15 protein-coding genes are annotated in these 16,575 nt (G+C 66.2%); 8 read left to right on the forward strand and 7 right to left on the reverse strand.

Annotation, left to right across the window (positions count from 1 at the left end; all coding sequences use genetic code 11):
- Window positions 1-23 precede the first annotated feature (23 nt).
- Genes AC5QAB_RS10330 through AC5QAB_RS10345 form a run of 4 tightly spaced genes read left to right on the forward strand, consistent with a single transcriptional unit; the run spans window position 24 to window position 3,576 of the window.
- Window positions 24-1,241 (forward strand): MFS transporter, encoded by a 1,218-nt coding sequence (locus tag AC5QAB_RS10330; RefSeq protein ID WP_197561532.1) that lies wholly within the window; start codon window positions 24-26, stop codon window positions 1,239-1,241.
- A gap of 12 nt (window positions 1,242-1,253) precedes the next feature.
- Window positions 1,254-2,378 carry a Gfo/Idh/MocA family oxidoreductase gene (locus tag AC5QAB_RS10335; protein ID WP_197561531.1) on the forward strand — a complete coding sequence of 375 codons (1,125 nt, stop codon included), beginning with the start codon at window positions 1,254-1,256 and terminating at the stop codon, window positions 2,376-2,378.
- Window positions 2,379-2,397: 19 nt separating this feature from the next.
- Entirely contained in the window at window positions 2,398-3,261 is an 864-nt protein-coding gene (locus AC5QAB_RS10340) for a sugar phosphate isomerase/epimerase family protein (protein ID WP_075076559.1), read from the forward strand.
- 18 nt (window positions 3,262-3,279) lie between these two features.
- Complete coding sequence (locus AC5QAB_RS10345) at window positions 3,280-3,576, forward strand: c-type cytochrome (protein ID WP_032961525.1); 297 nt, start codon at window positions 3,280-3,282, stop codon at window positions 3,574-3,576.
- Between the two features lie 30 nt (window positions 3,577-3,606).
- Here AC5QAB_RS10345 and AC5QAB_RS10350 read toward each other — a convergent pair whose 3' ends face one another.
- The 6 genes from AC5QAB_RS10350 to AC5QAB_RS10375 form a co-directional block, all read right to left on the reverse strand.
- On the reverse strand, window positions 3,607-4,365 hold the full coding sequence (locus AC5QAB_RS10350) for a 3-keto-disaccharide hydrolase (RefSeq protein WP_164165340.1): 759 nt from the start codon (window positions 4,363-4,365) through the stop codon (window positions 3,607-3,609).
- Window positions 4,365-4,940 (reverse strand): gluconate 2-dehydrogenase subunit 3 family protein, encoded by a 576-nt coding sequence (locus tag AC5QAB_RS10355; protein ID WP_197561530.1) that lies wholly within the window; start codon window positions 4,938-4,940, stop codon window positions 4,365-4,367. The genes AC5QAB_RS10350 and AC5QAB_RS10355 overlap by 1 nt, the downstream gene beginning before the upstream one ends.
- Window positions 4,940-6,625: a GMC oxidoreductase gene (locus AC5QAB_RS10360; RefSeq protein WP_197561529.1), complete on the reverse strand. Its 1,686-nt coding sequence runs from the start codon at window positions 6,623-6,625 to the stop codon at window positions 4,940-4,942. The genes AC5QAB_RS10355 and AC5QAB_RS10360 overlap by 1 nt, the downstream gene beginning before the upstream one ends.
- A gap of 26 nt (window positions 6,626-6,651) precedes the next feature.
- Entirely contained in the window at window positions 6,652-7,548 is an 897-nt protein-coding gene (locus AC5QAB_RS10365) for a TIM barrel protein (RefSeq protein WP_197561528.1), read from the reverse strand.
- A gap of 210 nt (window positions 7,549-7,758) precedes the next feature.
- On the reverse strand, window positions 7,759-8,541 hold the full coding sequence (locus AC5QAB_RS10370; protein ID WP_049404956.1) for an SDR family oxidoreductase: 783 nt from the start codon (window positions 8,539-8,541) through the stop codon (window positions 7,759-7,761).
- On the reverse strand, window positions 8,538-8,864 hold the full coding sequence (locus AC5QAB_RS10375; protein ID WP_049404957.1) for a nuclear transport factor 2 family protein: 327 nt from the start codon (window positions 8,862-8,864) through the stop codon (window positions 8,538-8,540). Before AC5QAB_RS10375 ends, AC5QAB_RS10370 begins: the two co-directional genes overlap by 4 nt.
- A gap of 98 nt (window positions 8,865-8,962) precedes the next feature.
- Between AC5QAB_RS10375 and AC5QAB_RS10380 the strand changes: the two genes are divergently transcribed.
- Window positions 8,963-9,874: a LysR family transcriptional regulator gene (locus AC5QAB_RS10380; RefSeq protein WP_049404958.1), complete on the forward strand. Its 912-nt coding sequence runs from the start codon at window positions 8,963-8,965 to the stop codon at window positions 9,872-9,874.
- Between the two features lie 121 nt (window positions 9,875-9,995).
- Here AC5QAB_RS10380 and AC5QAB_RS10385 read toward each other — a convergent pair whose 3' ends face one another.
- The gene (locus AC5QAB_RS10385; protein WP_006423759.1) at window positions 9,996-10,571 is read right to left on the reverse strand and encodes a single-stranded DNA-binding protein; all 576 of its coding nucleotides are present in this window, start codon (window positions 10,569-10,571) and stop codon (window positions 9,996-9,998) included.
- 291 nt (window positions 10,572-10,862) lie between these two features.
- Here AC5QAB_RS10385 and AC5QAB_RS10390 point away from each other — a divergent pair, with 291 nt between their 5' ends.
- From AC5QAB_RS10390 to AC5QAB_RS10400, 3 genes are all read left to right on the forward strand, one after another.
- Window positions 10,863-11,894 (forward strand): substrate-binding domain-containing protein, encoded by a 1,032-nt coding sequence (locus AC5QAB_RS10390; RefSeq protein ID WP_197561526.1) that lies wholly within the window; start codon window positions 10,863-10,865, stop codon window positions 11,892-11,894.
- A 129-nt stretch (window positions 11,895-12,023) separates the two neighbouring features.
- Complete coding sequence (locus tag AC5QAB_RS10395; RefSeq protein WP_069117470.1) at window positions 12,024-12,926, forward strand: ABC transporter ATP-binding protein; 903 nt, start codon at window positions 12,024-12,026, stop codon at window positions 12,924-12,926.
- Between the two features lie 12 nt (window positions 12,927-12,938).
- Complete coding sequence (locus AC5QAB_RS10400) at window positions 12,939-16,523, forward strand: M1 family aminopeptidase (protein WP_197561525.1); 3,585 nt, start codon at window positions 12,939-12,941, stop codon at window positions 16,521-16,523.
- Window positions 16,524-16,575 lie beyond the last annotated feature (52 nt).

Here is a 16,575-nt window from a genome sequence, read left to right on the forward strand (position 1 = left end):
AGACCGCCCCGGGAGGGCAAGCCATGACGCACGCCATGTCGCGCCTGGGCGCGATGATGTTTCTGCAGTTCTTCATCTGGGGGGCGTGGTTCGTCACCCTGGGCACCTACCTGGTGCAGGGCCCGCTGCAGGCCAGCGCGAGCCAGGTGGCGACCGCGTTCCTCAGCCAGTCGGTCGGCGCCATCGTGGCGCCGTTCCTGGTCGGGCTGATCGCGGATCGCTACTTCGCGGCGCAGCGCATTCTTGCGGTACTGCATCTGGCCGGTGCCGCGCTGATGTGGCTGGCGTCCACGGCAACCAGCTTCAGCATGTTCTCTGCGTGCGTCATGGGCTACATGTTGCTGTTCATGCCGACCCTGGCACTGGCCAACAGCGTGGCCATGCGGCACATGCAATCACCCGAGAAGCAGTTCCCGCTGGTCCGCGTGGCCGGCAGCATCGGCTGGATCGTGGCGGGCGTGCTGATCGGCTGGCTGGGCTGGGAACAGGCGCATCGGCTTGAGCTGACCTTCCGGATGGCGGCGGCGGCGTCGCTGGTGCTCGGGCTGTATGCGTTCACCCTGCCGCACACACCGCCACTGGCGCAGCAGCGCGATGCCAGGCTGGGGCAGATCCTGGGGCTGGATTCGCTGCGGCTGCTGAAGTCGCGCGCCTACCTGGTGTTCTTCCTGGCCTCCATCGCCATCTGCATCCCGCTGTCGTTCTACTACAACTTCACCAATCCCTATCTCAACGACCTCGGCGTGCGCGGCGCGGCGGGCCTGCAGTCGCTGGGCCAGGTTTCCGAAGTGCTGCTGATGCTGGCCATGCCGTTCCTGTTCGTTCGGCTGGGGGTGAAAACCATGCTGGCGGTCGGCATGGCCGCCTGGGTGGTGCGCTACGCGCTGTTCGCCTTCGGCGATGCAGGTGGCGGTTTCCCGCTGCTGGTGATCGGCATCGTGCTGCACGGCATCTGCTACGACTTCTTCTTCGTCACCGGCCAGATCTACACCGATGCACATGCCGGCCCTGCCGCGCGCAGCAGCGCACAGGGGTTCATCACCCTGGCCACCTATGGCGTGGGCATGTTGATCGGCACCTTCCTGTCCGGCGCGGTGGTGGAGCACTTCACCACCGAGGCCGGTCCCGACTGGCAGCAGATCTGGCTGTTCCCGGCCGCTGTTGCGCTGGTGGTGCTGGTCGCCTTCCTGCTGCTGTTCCGCGACCGGCCGGCGGCTGCGGCCGCGCCCTCCACACCCTGAGGATCCCCGTCGATGCCCAAGCTTGGAATCGCCATCGTCGGCACCGGCATGATCGGCGCCGTGCACCGCCGCGCGGCCTTGCTCGCCGGCGCCGAGGTACGCGGCGTGGCCGCCTCGTCACCGCAGCGCGCGCATGAGGCAGCGCACTCCTGGAATGTCCCGCGCGCCTACCGGGATATCGAGGAGGTGATCGCCGATCCGCAGGTACAGGTGGTGCACGTGTGCACGCCCAACCATCTGCACCGCGCCATGGCACAGGCTGCGCTGGAAGCCGGCAAGCACGTGATCTGCGAGAAGCCGCTGGCGACGACGCTGGACGATGCGCAGGCGCTGGCGGTACTGGCCGCCTCGACCGGATTGGTTGCCACCGTCCCCTTCGTCTACCGCTACCACCCGGTGGTGCGCGAGGCGCGTGCACGCATCGGCCAGGGTGACCTGGGGCCGCTGCACCTGATCCATGGCAGTTACCTGCAGGATTGGCTGCTGGACCCGGCCAGCAACAACTGGCGCGTGGACCCGGCGCTGGGCGGCACCTCGCGCGTGTTCGCCGACATTGGTTCGCACTGGTGCGACCTGGTCGAATGGGTCAGTGGCGAGCGCTTCACCGAAGTGAACGCGGCGTTTGCCACGGTGATCGCCGAACGCAGCGCCGTCACCGGCCAGAGCTTCAGCACACCGGCAGCGAACGGCGCGACGCAGGCGGTCGCGAGCGAGGACGTGGCAACGGCGATGTTCAGGACCGGCGCCGGTACGCTGGCGTCGTTGACGGTGAGCCAGGTTTCGGCCGGACGCCGCAACCGCCTCTGGTTCGAGATCGACGGCGCCAACGCCAGCATCGCCTTCGACCAGGAGGACGCCGAGCGGCTGTGGATCGGCCTGCCCGACCAGCGCGAGGAAATCTTCGTGCGCGGGCCCGGCGCGGGCACTGCCGAGCAACGCCGGCTGTCGGTGCTGCCGGCCGGGCACGCGCAGGGCTACGCCCAGTGCTTCGAGGCGTTTGTCGCCGACACCTATCGCGCCATCGACGGCGAGCAACCGGACGGCCTGCCCACCTTCGAGGACGGCATGCGTTCGGCGCGGATCGTTGATCGTGTCATTGCATCGGCCAGGTCACGCGCCTGGACCACCATCGGTTGAATCCCGGGAGGATCTGTTGATGAAAGCCCTTGTCCGTCGAAGTGCAAGCCTCGTCCTGCTGCTCGCGGCGCTGCCCGCCTTCGCAGTCGAAGCCGCCAGCGCGCAGAAGCCGATAGCGGTGCAGATGTACACCCTGCGCAATGCCGGCTCGCTCGAGCAACAGTTGAAGATCGTCCACGATGCCGGTGTGCACGCGGTGGAAACCGTCGGCACGCAGAACGTCAGTGCCGCGGAACTGAAGCAGCTGCTGGACCGGTATTCGATCAAGGCCATTTCATCGCATGTGCCGCTGGCCGAGCTGCGCAGCAACCTGGATGGGGTGGTGACCTTCAACCGGTCGATCGGCAACACCACGCTGGTGGTGCCGTACCTGGACAGGAAGGAACGCCCGAGCGATGCCGCCGGCTGGACCGCCCTGGGGCAGGAACTGGGCCGGATCGCGAAACAGGTGCGCGGCAAGGGCATGCGCCTGGCCTACCACAACCACGACTTCGAGCTGGTCGACTTCGATGGCAGGACCGGGCTGGAACTGCTGTTCGCCGCCGCCGGCCCCGACCTGCAGACCGAGCTGGACCTGGCCTGGGTCGCGCGTGCGGGCCTGGACCCGGCGGTGATGCTGGGAAAGTTCCGCGGCCACGTATTCGCGGTACACGCCAAGGACAATGCGCCCAAGGGCCAGGCCGAAGACGAAGGCGGATTCGCTGCGGTCGGCCAGGGCGTACTGGACTGGAACGCGATCCTGCCTGCCGCGGCGGTCGCCGGCGTGCATTGGTACATCATCGAACACGACCAGCCACGCGAGCCGGCCAAGGTCGTCCAGGCCGGCGCCGACTATCTGCGTGAACACCTGACCACCAATACGCCTGCCCGTGCGCGGCGCTGACGCATCAAGGAGCCCCACATGAAAATGATCCTGGCAATGGCGGTGGCCCTGGGCGGCATGAGTGTTGCGACAGCCGCCTGGTGCAAGGGCGACCCGGCTGCGGGAGCAAAGCTCTACACCGCGAACTGCGTGGCCTGCCACGGCGCCGATCGCGCGGGCATGCCGGGCGCGTTCCCGGCACTCACCGACATCGGCAAGCGCATGGCACCTGCACAGATCAAGGAAAAGATCAGCAAGGGCGGCGGCCTGATGCCGCCCTTCTCCCAGCTGTCACAGCAGGAGATCGACGATATCGCCAGCTACCTGGCGAAGTAAGCGGCCGGCGACCACGCCGGCCGTGTTCGGCTACAGCTCGCGCACCCAGATGTTGCGGTAACTGACCCTGGAGTCATGCTCCTGCAGATAGAGCGGCGCACACGCATGGGGCGAATACGAGGGCGCCCCGATGTATTCGGTCTTGCCTGCCAGCACGGTGTCATCCTGCACCAGCACGCCGTTGTGCAGCACCGTGATGCGCGCGGGCGACACAAGCCCACCGCCCACCGAGAAGCGCGGTGCCTTCCAGAGGATGTCGTAGGCCTGCCACTGGCCCGGCGCGCGCGAGGCATTCACCCGCGGCATGGCCTGCTTGTAGATGGAGCCCGCCTGGCCATTGGCATAGGTCGGGTTGTTGTAGCTGTCGAGCACCTGCAGTTCATACAGTTCCTGCAGGAAGATCCCGCTGTTGCCCCGGTTCTGGCCGTCGAAGCCCTTCGTGTCAGTGGGCGTGCGCCACTCCACATGCAGCTGGACATCGCAGAAGCGTTGCCGGGTGCGGATGCCCTTGCTGCCCGGAACGACGGTCATGGCGCCCCCGGCAACCTTCCAGGGCACGCGTCCGCCCTGCTCCGATTCCCACGCGGAGACATCCTTGCCATCGAACAGCACGATCGCGTCGGAGGGGGCCTTGCCTGGCGGCGTGGCCACGACAGCGGGCACGGGGGTCCACACTTCGGTCTTCTTCGGGTCGCGCGCAGCGTCGGCACTGTCCTGCGCGAATGCAGATGCAGCGGCCAGCAGGCCAACAGTGATCAACGCAGGGCGGATCATCAGGGTGGTGTCCATCAGCTGGTCCCCCACGCGGGCGTACCGGGGACATAGGCGAGGTCGCCGTCGTAGCGGCCGGGCACCGCGACGTACTGCAGCACGCCGGTCGCCCCGACCTTGGAGGTGAAGAAGCCGAAGATGGCCAGCTGCTTGATCATCGTGAAGTAATGCGGCATCGCCTCGCCCTCTTCAGGCATACCGGTCTCGGTCACATCGGCAGAGCGCGCCTTGGCTTCGGCGTCCAGCGTTCGCAGCAACTGGGTGCGGGCTTCCGGCGCAAGCGCCACAAACCGGCCGCCGGCGCGCTTGTCGATATCGACCAGGCCTGCCCGGAACGTTGCCTGCTGCCGGGCGGTGTAGCAATCGCTGACGAAGGTCGCCATGAACAGGCCAGCGCCGGCATCCTTCGCCCCTGGCGTCCGGGTCCGCGGCAGGATGGTCTCGGCGATCTCGTCCAGCGTGCCGATGTCGGCATCGGAGAACAGGGTCTTCACCGGTGCCGCGGCGGCGTTTCCCTGCGCGAGCGCAGGCAGGCCGACCATGGCCGCGCCGGTGGCGGCAACGATCATCTTCAACAGTTCGCGGCGATCCATCAGAGGTTCCCCGCTTTCAGTTCGCGTACCGCGTGGTCGGCCGCGCGGGCCGTCAATGCCATATAGGTCAGCGAGGGATTCACGCAGGCGCTGGAGGTCATGCAGGCACCGTCGGTCACATAGACGTTGGGCGCATCCCATACCTGGTTGTGCTGATTCAGCACCGAGCTCTTCCGGTCACGTCCCATGCGTGCGGTCCCCATCTCGTGGATGCCCTTGCCCGGGGCATAGTCGTGGTCGTGCATCTTCACGTCCTTGACGCCGGCCGCCTCCAGCATCTCGGCGGCATCGGCGGCCATGTCCTTGCGCATCGCCAGTTCGTTGGCACGCATGGACACGTCCATCGCCAGCACCGGCAGCCCCCACTTGTCCTTGCGGTCGTGGTCCAGGCGGATCGTATTGTCGTGGTGCGGCAGCATTTCACCGAACCCGGTCATGCCGATGCGCCAGTCGCCCGGTACGGTCAGCGCCTCCTTCAGGTCGGCACCGATGTTCAGCTCGGCGATCTCGCGCGACCAGCCGGTGCGGCTGGCACCGCCCTGGTAACCGAACCCGCGCAGGTAGCCGCGCTTGTCGGCCGCGACGTTGCGGAAGCGCGGAATGTAGAAACCGCACGGACGGCGGCCGAAGTAGTACTTGTCTTCGTAGCCCTCGACCCGGCCCGAGGCGCCCGCACCGAAATGATGGTCCATCACGTTGTGCCCCAGCTCGCCCGACGAAGAACCCAGTCCCCCCTCCCACACATCGGTCGCCGAGTTCATCAGCAGCCAGGTCGAATTGAACGACGATGCATTGAGGAAGATGACCTTGGCGGTGTACTGGTAGGTCTGCCCGGTCTCGGCATCGATCACCTCCACGCCGCGCGCACGCTTGCGATCCTTGTTGTAGAGCACTTCCTTGACGATCGAGAACGGCCGCAAGGTCAGGTTGCCGGTCTTCATCGCCGCCGGCAGCGTCGCCGCCTGGGTCGAGAAATAGGCACCGAAGGGACAGCCCAGGATGCACTTGTTGCGGTACTGGCAGTTGACGCGCCCCTGCTCGGGCATCGGCTGGGTGATGTTGGCGGTGCGCGAGTGGATCATGTGCCGCGTTCCGCCAAAGGCCTTCTTGATCCGCGCGGCCACGTCCTTCTCGACGATGTTCAACGGGATCGGCGGCAGGAACTCGCCGTCCGGCAGCACGTCCAGTCCTTCGCGCGTGCCGGCGATGCCGGCGAACCTCTCTACATGGTCGTACCACGGCGCGATGTCGGAATAGCGGATCGGCCAGTCGGTGGCGATGCCATCCTTGAGGTTCGCTTCGAAGTCCAAGTCGGAAAACCGATAGCTCTGCCGGCCCCACATCAGCGAGCGCCCGCCCACGTGGTAGCCACGGAACCAGTCGAAGCGCTTGGTTTCGATGTAGGGTGAGTCCTGCTCGTTGGCCCACATTCCTTCCAGGTTCTCGGCCAGGCCGTAGTCGCGCATCAGCACCGGGAAGGCGGCCTTCATCGCCTGCGTCGGCCGGTTGCGATGCGGGAAGTCCCACGCTTCCTTCATCGCATTGACGTAGTCCTTGACGTGCTCGATGTTGCGCCCGCGTTCCAGCATCAGGACCTTCAGGCCCTTCTCGGTCAGCTCCTTCGCTGCCCAACCGCCACTGATTCCCGAGCCAACAACAATGGCGTCGTAGTGATTATCTGCCATGGTCTCTCACCTGGGTGGATATCGTTTCAGACGTCGCAGAGGCGGATCGCCTCGCGCAATGAGGCAACGGGATCGGGCGCTGCAGGCGTGAATTCCTGCGCCAGATACCCCTTGAAACCGGTGTCGCGGATCGCGCGACAGATGGCCGGATAGTGGAGTTCCTGCTGGTCTCCAATCTCGTTCCGGCCCGGCACGCCTGCAGTGTGGTAATGCTTGAAGCAGGCGTGATGCTTGCCGATGGTGGCGATGATGTCGCCCTCCATGATCTGCATGTGGTAGATGTCGTAGAGCAGGCCGAAATTGTCCGAGCCGAGCCGCTGGCACAGCTCCACGCCCCAGGCCGAGTGGTCGCACAGGTAGTCACGATGGTCGACTTTGGAGTTGAGCAGCTCCATCACCAGCACGACGCCGCGCTTCTCGGCATGCCCGAGGATGCGCTTGAGGCCCGCCTCGGCATTGGCCATGCCGTCCTGCGGGTCCATGCCGTTGCGATTGCCGGAGAAGCAGATGAGGTTGCGGTAACCGGCATCGGCGACCAGGTCGATGTGCCGCGTGTAGCGCTCCACCAGCGGGTCGTGGAATTCGCGGCCGGCAAAGCCCTTGGTCAGGCCCAGCTCCGCGCCATTGCACATCGAGCTGTAGACGCCATTCGCCTTCAGCGTGGGCCAGTCTTCTGGGCCGACCAGGTCGATGGCGGCGAAGCCGATGTCCTTCACCGTCGTGCAGAGCTGGGCGACCGACAGCTGCGGGAAGGTCCAACGCGCCACGGAGTGCTTCAAGTTGCTCCTGAGCGCTGCGGTGGCGGCGAATGCAGGCAACGCTCCCGCAGTACCCAGCGCTACGCCTCCAGCAACCGCCATGCGCAACGCATCGCGCCGCGTGAGGCCCGTCGCCGGGGCCGGTCTGATCGAATGGATGGACATCCACCTGCCGGCCTCCCAACCGGTATCAAACGCAACGATTCACAGCAATGCAATCGATTGCACCATAGGGGAGGAAATTGGATGCTTGCAAGTTGCGGTGCACGAAAATTGAATGCTGCGAGGCACAACTCCGCAACCGACCTGGAAAACAAAAGCCCCGCGTGAGCGGGGCTTTCCTTCTGGCGGTGGGAGCAGGACGACGCCTGTTGGCTACAGGGTCGAAACCGTGCCGCCGTCGATCCGATACTCCGTTCCGGCAATCGACGCCGACCGGGGAGACGCCAGGAACACAATCAGATCGGCCACCTCCTGCGGTGCCGCGGGCCGTCCCACCGGGATCCCGCCGAGCCAGTCCATGACCACCTTCTTGCCTCCTTCATAGTCGGTTCCCGCTTCCGCAGCGATCCGTTCTGCAAATTCCCTGGATGCTTCTGTCTCGATCCAGCCCGGCGCTACGCTCAGCACCCGCACGCCCTTGGGGGTGACCTCTCGTGAAAGCGACTTGCTGTAGGTCGTGAGTGCCGCTTTGGCGGCGGCGTAGGCGGTGGTGGACTCCGGCAGAGGCAGCATGCGCTGGATCGAACTGACGTGGATGATCACGCCAGCGCTCTGCGCGAGCATGGATGGCAGCAAGGCACGATCCAGGCGGACCGCCGGCATCAGATTCAGGTTCAGCTCGGCAAGCCAGTGCGCATCACTGATCGCTGCGAAGCCACCGGCAGGTGTCTTTGATCCCCCCAGCACATTGACCAGGATGTCTGCGCCGCCCCATGCCTGCAGCACGGCGTGGGCGAAAATGCCGGTGCCCTCGGCCGTCGACAGATCGGCGGCTACGTAGGCGACTCCTTCCACCGGGCGTGCCGGCAGGCTGCGCGCCGACGTCATTACCCTGGCCCCGGCCTCGGCGAAGGTCCTGACCACGGCCGCCCCCACACCGGCCGTGCCGCCGGTCACCACGGCCCGCAGGCCACCGAGTTGAAGATCGAAGCTCACGCCGTGATCTCCAGCGATGCGATCAGGCCCCGTTCCAGTTCGAAACGGTAGCTCAGCAGAATCGGACTGCCGGGGAAGTTGCCGCTCACGATGGCACGGACAACGTGGTGTTTCTCCTGCCGTTCGATGGCGCTCGGCACGCTGGTGGCGCTGTATTTGGCCGATGCCTCGGCCAGGAAGGCTTTGATGGCGTCGACGCCGACGAGGGTGTGCCCGTCGTCCTTCAGCACAGCCTGGGCGGCAAAACAACGCGCCAGCACTTCAGGGTCATGTTCGGCCGCGAAGTACGCGGCAATGGGTTCTGGGAGGGTCAACGCATTCATTCCTGGCTCCTGCAGTGGTCAGGCGCTCAGGATGTGCACGCAGGTCGGTTAAGTGAATGCCCTATAATCCGAATGGGTTATGTCAAGAATCTCACATAATGCGCGGATCCGAGTTCGCTGAACTGAAGGCCTTCGTGGCGGTAGTGGAACGCCAGAGCTTCGCGCGGGCGGCGGAACATCTGGGGGTATCGCCCTCGGCCCTGAGCCAGACCATCCGCCAACTGGAAGGCCGTCTCGGCACCCGCCTTCTCAATCGCACGACACGAAGCGTGGCGCCCTCGGCAAGCGGCGGGCGACTGTACGCGCGCATCGCGCCGCTGTTCCAGGAGTTGGCCGTCGCGGTCGCTGAAACCAGCGAAGCCAGCGGACGGATCAACGGGACCCTGCGAATCAATACGCTGGGCATCGCCGCGAGAACACTGATTGCCCCGCGGCTTGCCCGCTTCCACCAGGCCTACCCTGATGTCGTTGTCGACATCGTGGTCGACGACGCGCTCAGCGACATCGTCAGTGGCCGGTTTGATGCGGGCATCCGCGTGGGTGGTCAGCTCGAGAAGGACATGGTGGCCATCCGCCTCACCCCGGACCTGAACATGGTGGCCGTGGCGTCACCGGATTACCTGGCACGCCGCGGAACACCGCGAACTCCGGCGGAACTGCAGGATCACGCCTGCATCAACTGGCGGCTGCAGAGCGATGGCAGGCAGTACCGATGGGAGTTCAAGAAGCGAGGTCGCCACCTCGAGGTCGCCGTGGACGGTCCTGTCGTCACCAATCACGCTGACATCGGGATTGCGTCGGCCCTGGCCGGCCTTGGAATCGCCTATCACTTCGAACAGGATGGTGTGGGCGAACTGTTGGCACAGGGACTGCTGGTGCGGGTACTGGCGGATTGGTCGGTCTCGCGGCCCGGGCTTTTTCTCTACTACCCGAACAGGCGGCATCGCCCCGCCCTGCTGGGCGCGTTCATTGACTGCCTGCTGGACCAGGGAATGTTCGGCAATCGGTGACGAGGTCGACGAACGTCCGCATCCTGCCGCCGGGCAATGGGATCCTGCCACGTCGCCTGTAACGAGAAGGGCCCCGGGCACGCGTGCCAGGAGCCCTTGTCGGGATAAACGGAAGGTACGCTTAGAACGGAATATCGTCGTCAGCGAAGTCGTCCATCGGCGGCGCCTGCTGCGGCTGCGGGCGCTGGTTGCCACCCTGGTTGCCGTAACCCCCGCCCTGGTTGCCGCCCTGGTTGCCATAGCCACCGCCCTGGCCACCACGCTGGCCACCGCCGCCACCGCCATACTCCTGGCGCGGCGCCTGCTGGCGCTGCGGACGATCGCCGCCGTAATTGCCACCACCGCCACCGCCGCCGCCTTCACCGCGGCCGCCCAGCATCTGCATTTCATCGGCGATGATGTCGGTGGAGTACTTCTCCACGCCGTCCTGGCCGGTGTACTTGTCGTAGCGCAGGCTGCCTTCGACGTAGACCGAGCTGCCCTTGCGCAGGTACTCGCCGGCGATCTCGCCGAGCTTGCCGAAGAACACCACGCGGTGCCATTCGGTGCGCTCCTGCTGGTTGCCATCCTTGTCCTTGCGGACGCTGGTGGTGGCCAGGCTGATGCGGGTGATCGCCATGCCGCCCTGGGTGTACTTCACGTCCGGGTCGTTGCCGAGATTGCCGACCAGGATGACTTTGTTGATGCCGCGCGCCATAGGTACCTTCGTCCGTTGTCCAGGGGCAGACCGCCAGTGATAGCACAGCCCCGGGCGGGGTGCAGTACGCTGGGCCGCCCCTGGTGAAATTTGGGGGAATGCGAGAACGACGCATCTTACCATTGCCGCCGCCTTCCGCCCGGTCAGGAGACCCCGACCGCACCGAAGGATCACGCTGATTTCCTTGTCCGGCAATAACTTACCTGCGCCAAGGCCGACGCCCGGAGGGGCATTCGCGTCTGCGCATGGCATCATGCCCGGGCACCTCCCACCTGCCCGCTCCGCCCACACATGACGATCAAAGGCAAAGCCACCTCCCTGGACATCGCCCACCTGGCCGGGGTCTCCCAGCCGACCGTGTCGCGGGCCCTGCGTGGCAGCCCGATGGTCAACGCCGAGACCCGTGAGCGCATCCTGCGCATTGCCCGCGAGCTGAACTACAAGGTCGACAAGAATGCCTCCAGCCTGCGCCTGCGCAATGCCGGCACGCTGGCCCTGCTGTTCTTCGAGGACCCGACCAACGACGACTCGCTGATCAACCCGTTCTTCCATTCGATGCTGGGCTCGATCACCCGCGCCTGCGCCCTGCACGGGCAGGACCTGCTGGTCTCGTTCCAGCAGCTGTCCACCGACTGGCAGGCCGATTACGAGGACAGCAACAAGGCCGACGGCATCATCCTGCTCGGCTACGGCGACTATCACGAATCGCGCGACCGCCTGCAGCGGCTGGTCGAACAGGGCACGCACTTCGTGCGCTGGGGCGCCGCCCTGCCCGGCCAGCCCGGTCTCTCGATCGGCAGCGACAACTTCCAGGGCGGGCATGACATCACCACCCACCTGCTGCAGCAGGGCTGCCGCCGCATCGCCTTCCTCGGCCATGCCTCCAGCCACTACCCCGAATTCCAGGAGCGCTACCGCGGCCACGTGGCGGCCCTGCAGGACCACGGCCTGGCCGCCGAACCGGCGCTGCAGCACGATGCGATCACCACTGAAGCCTCCGGCCAGGAAGCCTGCCAGGCCCTGTTGGCGCGCGGCGAGCCGATCGATGCGATCTGCGCGGCCAGCGACCTGATCGCCATCGGTGCGATGCGCGCCCTGCGCGAGGCCGGGCTGCGGGTGCCGCAGGACGTGGCGGTGACCGGCTTCGACGACATCCCGCTGGCCGCTTCGGTGTCCCCCGCGCTGACCACGGTGCAGCAGGACACCAAGCAGGCCGGCCAGCTGCTGGTCGAGCGCCTGCTGGCGCTGATCGGCCGGCAGCCGGTGGACAGCCAGAGCATCCCGGTGAAGCTGGTGGTGCGCGAATCATCCCTGCGCGGGTAAGCGCCGCTGGGCCGGCGCGCTGGCCAACGCACGACGGCGGGATTCTCCCCCCATGACCAACGGCGGATGCGCACGGAGGCGGTTGCGCGGATAACGCGCAGACATTGCCCATGGAAAGGTGTACGTCGCATGCTGAAGATCGATTCGCTGTCCAAGACGTACGCCAACGGCGTGCATGCCCTCAACAACGTCACCCTGGACATCCCGCGGGGCATGTTCGGCCTGCTCGGCCCGAACGGCGCCGGCAAGTCCTCGCTGATGCGCACGCTGTCCACCCTGCAGGAGGCCGACAGCGGCACGGTGACGCTCAGCATTCCGGGCGAGGCGCCGATCGACGTGCTGCGTGACAAGGACGCCGTGCGCCGTCGGCTGGGCTACCTGCCGCAGGATTTCGGCGTGTACCCGAAAGTCAGCGCGCTGGACCTGCTGGAGCATTTCGCAGTGCTCAAGGGCCTGACCCAACGCGCGCAGCGCCGCGAGGTGGTCGATGGGCTGCTGCAGCAGGTGAACCTGTGGGATGCCCGCAAGCGCAAGCTGGGCACCTACTCCGGCGGCATGCGCCAGCGCTTCGGCATTGCCCAGGCGCTGCTGGGCGACCCGCGGCTGGTGATCGTCGACGAGCCCACCGCCGGCCTCGACCCGGAGGAACGCAACCGCTTCCTCAACCTGCTGGCGGCGATCGGCGAGAACGTAGCGGTGATCCTGTCCACCCACATCGTCGAGGACGTGACCGACCTGTGCCCGACGATGGCGATCATGAACAAGGGCCAGGTGCTGCTGACCGGCCGCCCCAGCGAAGCGATCGACGCCCTGCAGCACCAGGTCTGGCGCAAGCAGGTCGATCCTTCGGAGCTGGCCGACCATGAAGCGCGCTACGTGGTGCTGTCGACCCGTCTGGTCGGTGGCCGCCCGGTGATCCATGTGCACAGCGCCAACGACCCCGGCGACGGCTTTGCGGCCGTGGCTCCCGACCTCGAAGACGTGTACTTCCAGCGCCTGCGCCTGCAGGCCCGTGCTCGCGCGGCAGCCTGAGCGGAGCACGCCATGATCCTCGATTTCTTCCGTTTCGAGCTGCGCGAGCAGCTGCGTTCCCCGCTGCTGTGGCTGCTGGCCGGGCTGTTCGCCCTGCTCGCCTTCGCCGCTGCGTCCAGCGACGCCGTACAGATCGGTGGTGGCAGCGGCAACGTGCACAGCAACGCGCCCACCGTGATCGCGCAGATGCTGGGCATCTTCACCCTGCTCGGCATGCTGGTCACCGCCCTGTTCGTCAGCAATGCGCTGCTGCGTGACTTCGAACTGGGCACCGCCGAGCTGATCTTCGCCAGCCCGGTGAAACGCCGCGATTACCTGGCCGGCCGCATCGCCGCCGCCCTGGCTACCGGCCTGCTGTTCTACCTGCTGGTCGCTTTCGGGCTCTGGCTGGCACCGTTCATGCCCTGGGTGGACGCCGAGCGCATGGGGCCGATCAGCTGGCAGGGCTATGCCTGGAGTTTTGCGGTCATCGTCATTCCCAACCTGTTGTTCACCACCGCGCTGCTGTCACTGCTGGCAGCGGTCACGCGTTCAATCCTGTGGGTCTACATCGGGCTGGTGGCCTACCTGGTCCTGTTCGGCGCCAGCGCGGCGGTGCTGCGCGACATCGACAACACTTGGCTGGCGGTGCTCAGCGAGCCTTTGGGCATGCGCGCCCTGTCACGCACCATCCGCTACTGGTCCACCGCCGAGCACAACAGCGGCGTTCCCGGCCTGGCCGGCTACCTGCTGGCCAACCGTGCCCTGTGGCTGGGCGTGACGGCGCTGCTGTTCGCCGCCACGTTCGCCCTGTTCCGCACCGAGCGCAGCGGCAGCGGCCGTCGTCGCTGGGGCCGCCGGCAGGCGCAGCCGGTTGCCGACGCCGCCGCCCTCCGGCCCAACCGCAACCCGTTGCCGCGCGTGGTACCGGCATTCAGCGCGACCACCGCGTGGCAACAGTTCCTGCGCCAGGTGCGCTTCGACACGCGCGGCGTCCTGCGCAGCGTGCCGTTCATCGTGCTGCTGGTGCTGGGCCTGGCCAATTTCCTGCCCAACGCGCTGTTCCGGCAGACCCTGTACGGCACCTCGATCTGGCCGGTCACCTCGCAGATGATCATGGGCCTGCAGGGGGCCTTCAGCTGGCTGCTGGTGATCATCGTGCTGTTCTTCGCCGGTGAGCTGGTGTGGAAGGAACGCAGCGCGCGCATCAACGAAGTGACCGATGCCATGCCGGTGCCGAACTGGGTACCGCTGCTGGCCAAGTTCACCGCACTGCTGGCAGTGATCATCTGCTTCCAGGCCGCCGGTGCACTGGCGGCGATGGGCGTGCAGCTGGTCAAGGGCTACACCCACCTGGAGCCGCTGCTGTACCTGCGCAGCCTGGCGCTGGATTCGGTGATCTACATCCTGATGGGGGGCCTGGCACTGGTGCTGCAGGTGCTCACCAACAACAAGTTCGTCGGTTACGCGCTGCTGATCGTGGTGATGATCGGCCAGGGCGTGCTCGGCATGCTGGACTACACGCAGAACCTGTACACCTTCGGTGGCTGGCCCAACGCTCCCTATTCGGACATGAACGGCTACGGCCACTTCCTGCCGGGGCAGCTGGCATTCCAGGGCTACTGGGCGCTGTTCCTGCTGACCCTGATGTGCCTGGCATCGGCGCTCTGGGTGCGCGGTGTCAGCCAGGGCCTGCGCCAGCGCCTGGTCCTGGCCGGCCGCCGCCTGCGCGGCCCGACCGGCGTCTTCGCCGGACTTGCGGCATTGGCCTTCGCCGGCGTGGGCAGCTGGCTGTACTGGAGCACCAATATCCGCAACGAGTTCATCTCGCCCGACCAGCAGCTGGACCTGCAGGCCCGCTACGAGCGCGAGCTGTCGAAGTACCGCACCCAGCCGCAGCCGCGCATCGTGGCGGTGGACAACCGCGTGGACCTGTTCCCGGAATCGCAGTCGATGGTGATCGATGCGAACTGGACGGTGCGCAATACCCATGCCACGCCGATCCAGGACGTGCATGTCTCGATAGGCGATGACAAGCAGCTGGTCGACGTCGACCTGGGTGGGCAGACGCTGTCGTTGCACGATGCCGATCTCGGCTACCGCATCTACCGCCTGCAGAAGCCGCTGCAGCCGGGCGAAACCCGCAGCGTGCATTTCCGGGTGGTGCAGAAACCCAACGGCATCACCGCCGGGCCGGCGCCGAGCAACATCGTGGACAACGGCACCTTCTTCAACAGCCGCGTGCTGCCCTCGTTCGGCTACAACGAGGGCGCCGAGATCAGCGACCGCAACGAGCGGCGCAAGCGCGGCCTGGGTGAGCCGCGGCGCATGCCCAGGCTGGAGGACGAAGCGGCGCGCGCCAACACGTACATTGCCAACGATGCCGACTGGCTCGACTTCCGCACCACGATCTGCACCGCACCGGACCAGGTGGCGCTGGCCCCGGGCTACCTGCAGCGCGAGACCACGGTCAACGGCCGGCGCTGCTTCAGCTACGCCATGGACCGGCCGATGCTGAACTTCTATGCCTATCTATCGGCACGCTGGGAGGTGCGCAAGGCGAAGTACAAGGACATCCCGATCGAGGTCTACTTCGATCCGGCGCACGGCTACAACGTGAACCGGATGATCGAGGCGGTGCAGAAGTCGCTGGCCTATTACGAGGCGAACTTCACCCCGTACCAGCACCGCCAGGTACGCATCATCGAATTCCCGGGCTATGCCCGCTTCGCGCAGTCCTTCGCCAACACCATCCCCTATTCCGAGGCCATCGGTTTCATCGCCGACCTGCGCGACCCGGACAAGGTGGACTACGTGTTCTACGTGACCGCGCACGAGATCGCGCACCAGTGGTGGGCGCACCAGGTGATCGGCGCCAACGTGCAGGGCGCGACCGTGCTGTCCGAATCGCTGTCGCAGTACTCGGCCTTGATGGTGATGGAGCAGGAATACGGCCGCCAGCACATGCGCCAGTTCCTCAAGCGCGAACTGGACGGCTACCTGTCCGGCCGCGGTGGCGAAGCCATCGAGGAACAGCCGCTGGAACGCGTGGAAAACCAGCAGTACATCCACTACCAGAAGGGTTCGCTGGTGTTCTACCGCCTGCGCGAGGAAATCGGCGAGCAGGCGCTGAACCGTGCGTTGAAGCGCTTCCTGCAGGACAAGGGCTACCAGCAGCCGCCGTACACCACCTCACGCGAGCTGCTGGGCTACATCCGCGCCGAGACCCCGGCCGACCGCCAGCAGCTGGTCACCGACCTGTTCGAGAAGATCAGCTTCTACGACAACCGGGTGATGGCCGCCAGCGCCCGCAAACGTGCTGACGGCCGCTACGACGTGACCCTGGACCTGCATGCCGCCAAGCAGTACGCCGATGGCAAGGGCAAGGAGAGCGAGGCGAAGATGGATGACTGGGTCGAGATCGGCGTGTTCGCCACCGGACCGTCGGGCAAGGAGCGCGACCAGAAGGTGCTGTACCTGCAGCGCCACCACATCACCAGCGCCGCGCCGAAGATCACGGTGACGGTGGATGAAAAGCCGGACGAAGCAGGCTTCGATCCCTACAACAAGCTGATCGACCGGGTGAGCGATGACAACCGGCGCAAGGTGACGATGTGAAGCAACGGGGCGCCGGCCGATGTGCCGGTGCTCCGCGCGACGCGTGCGGGCT

Source organism: Stenotrophomonas sp. YJH_SMC_127 (assembly GCF_059372445.1).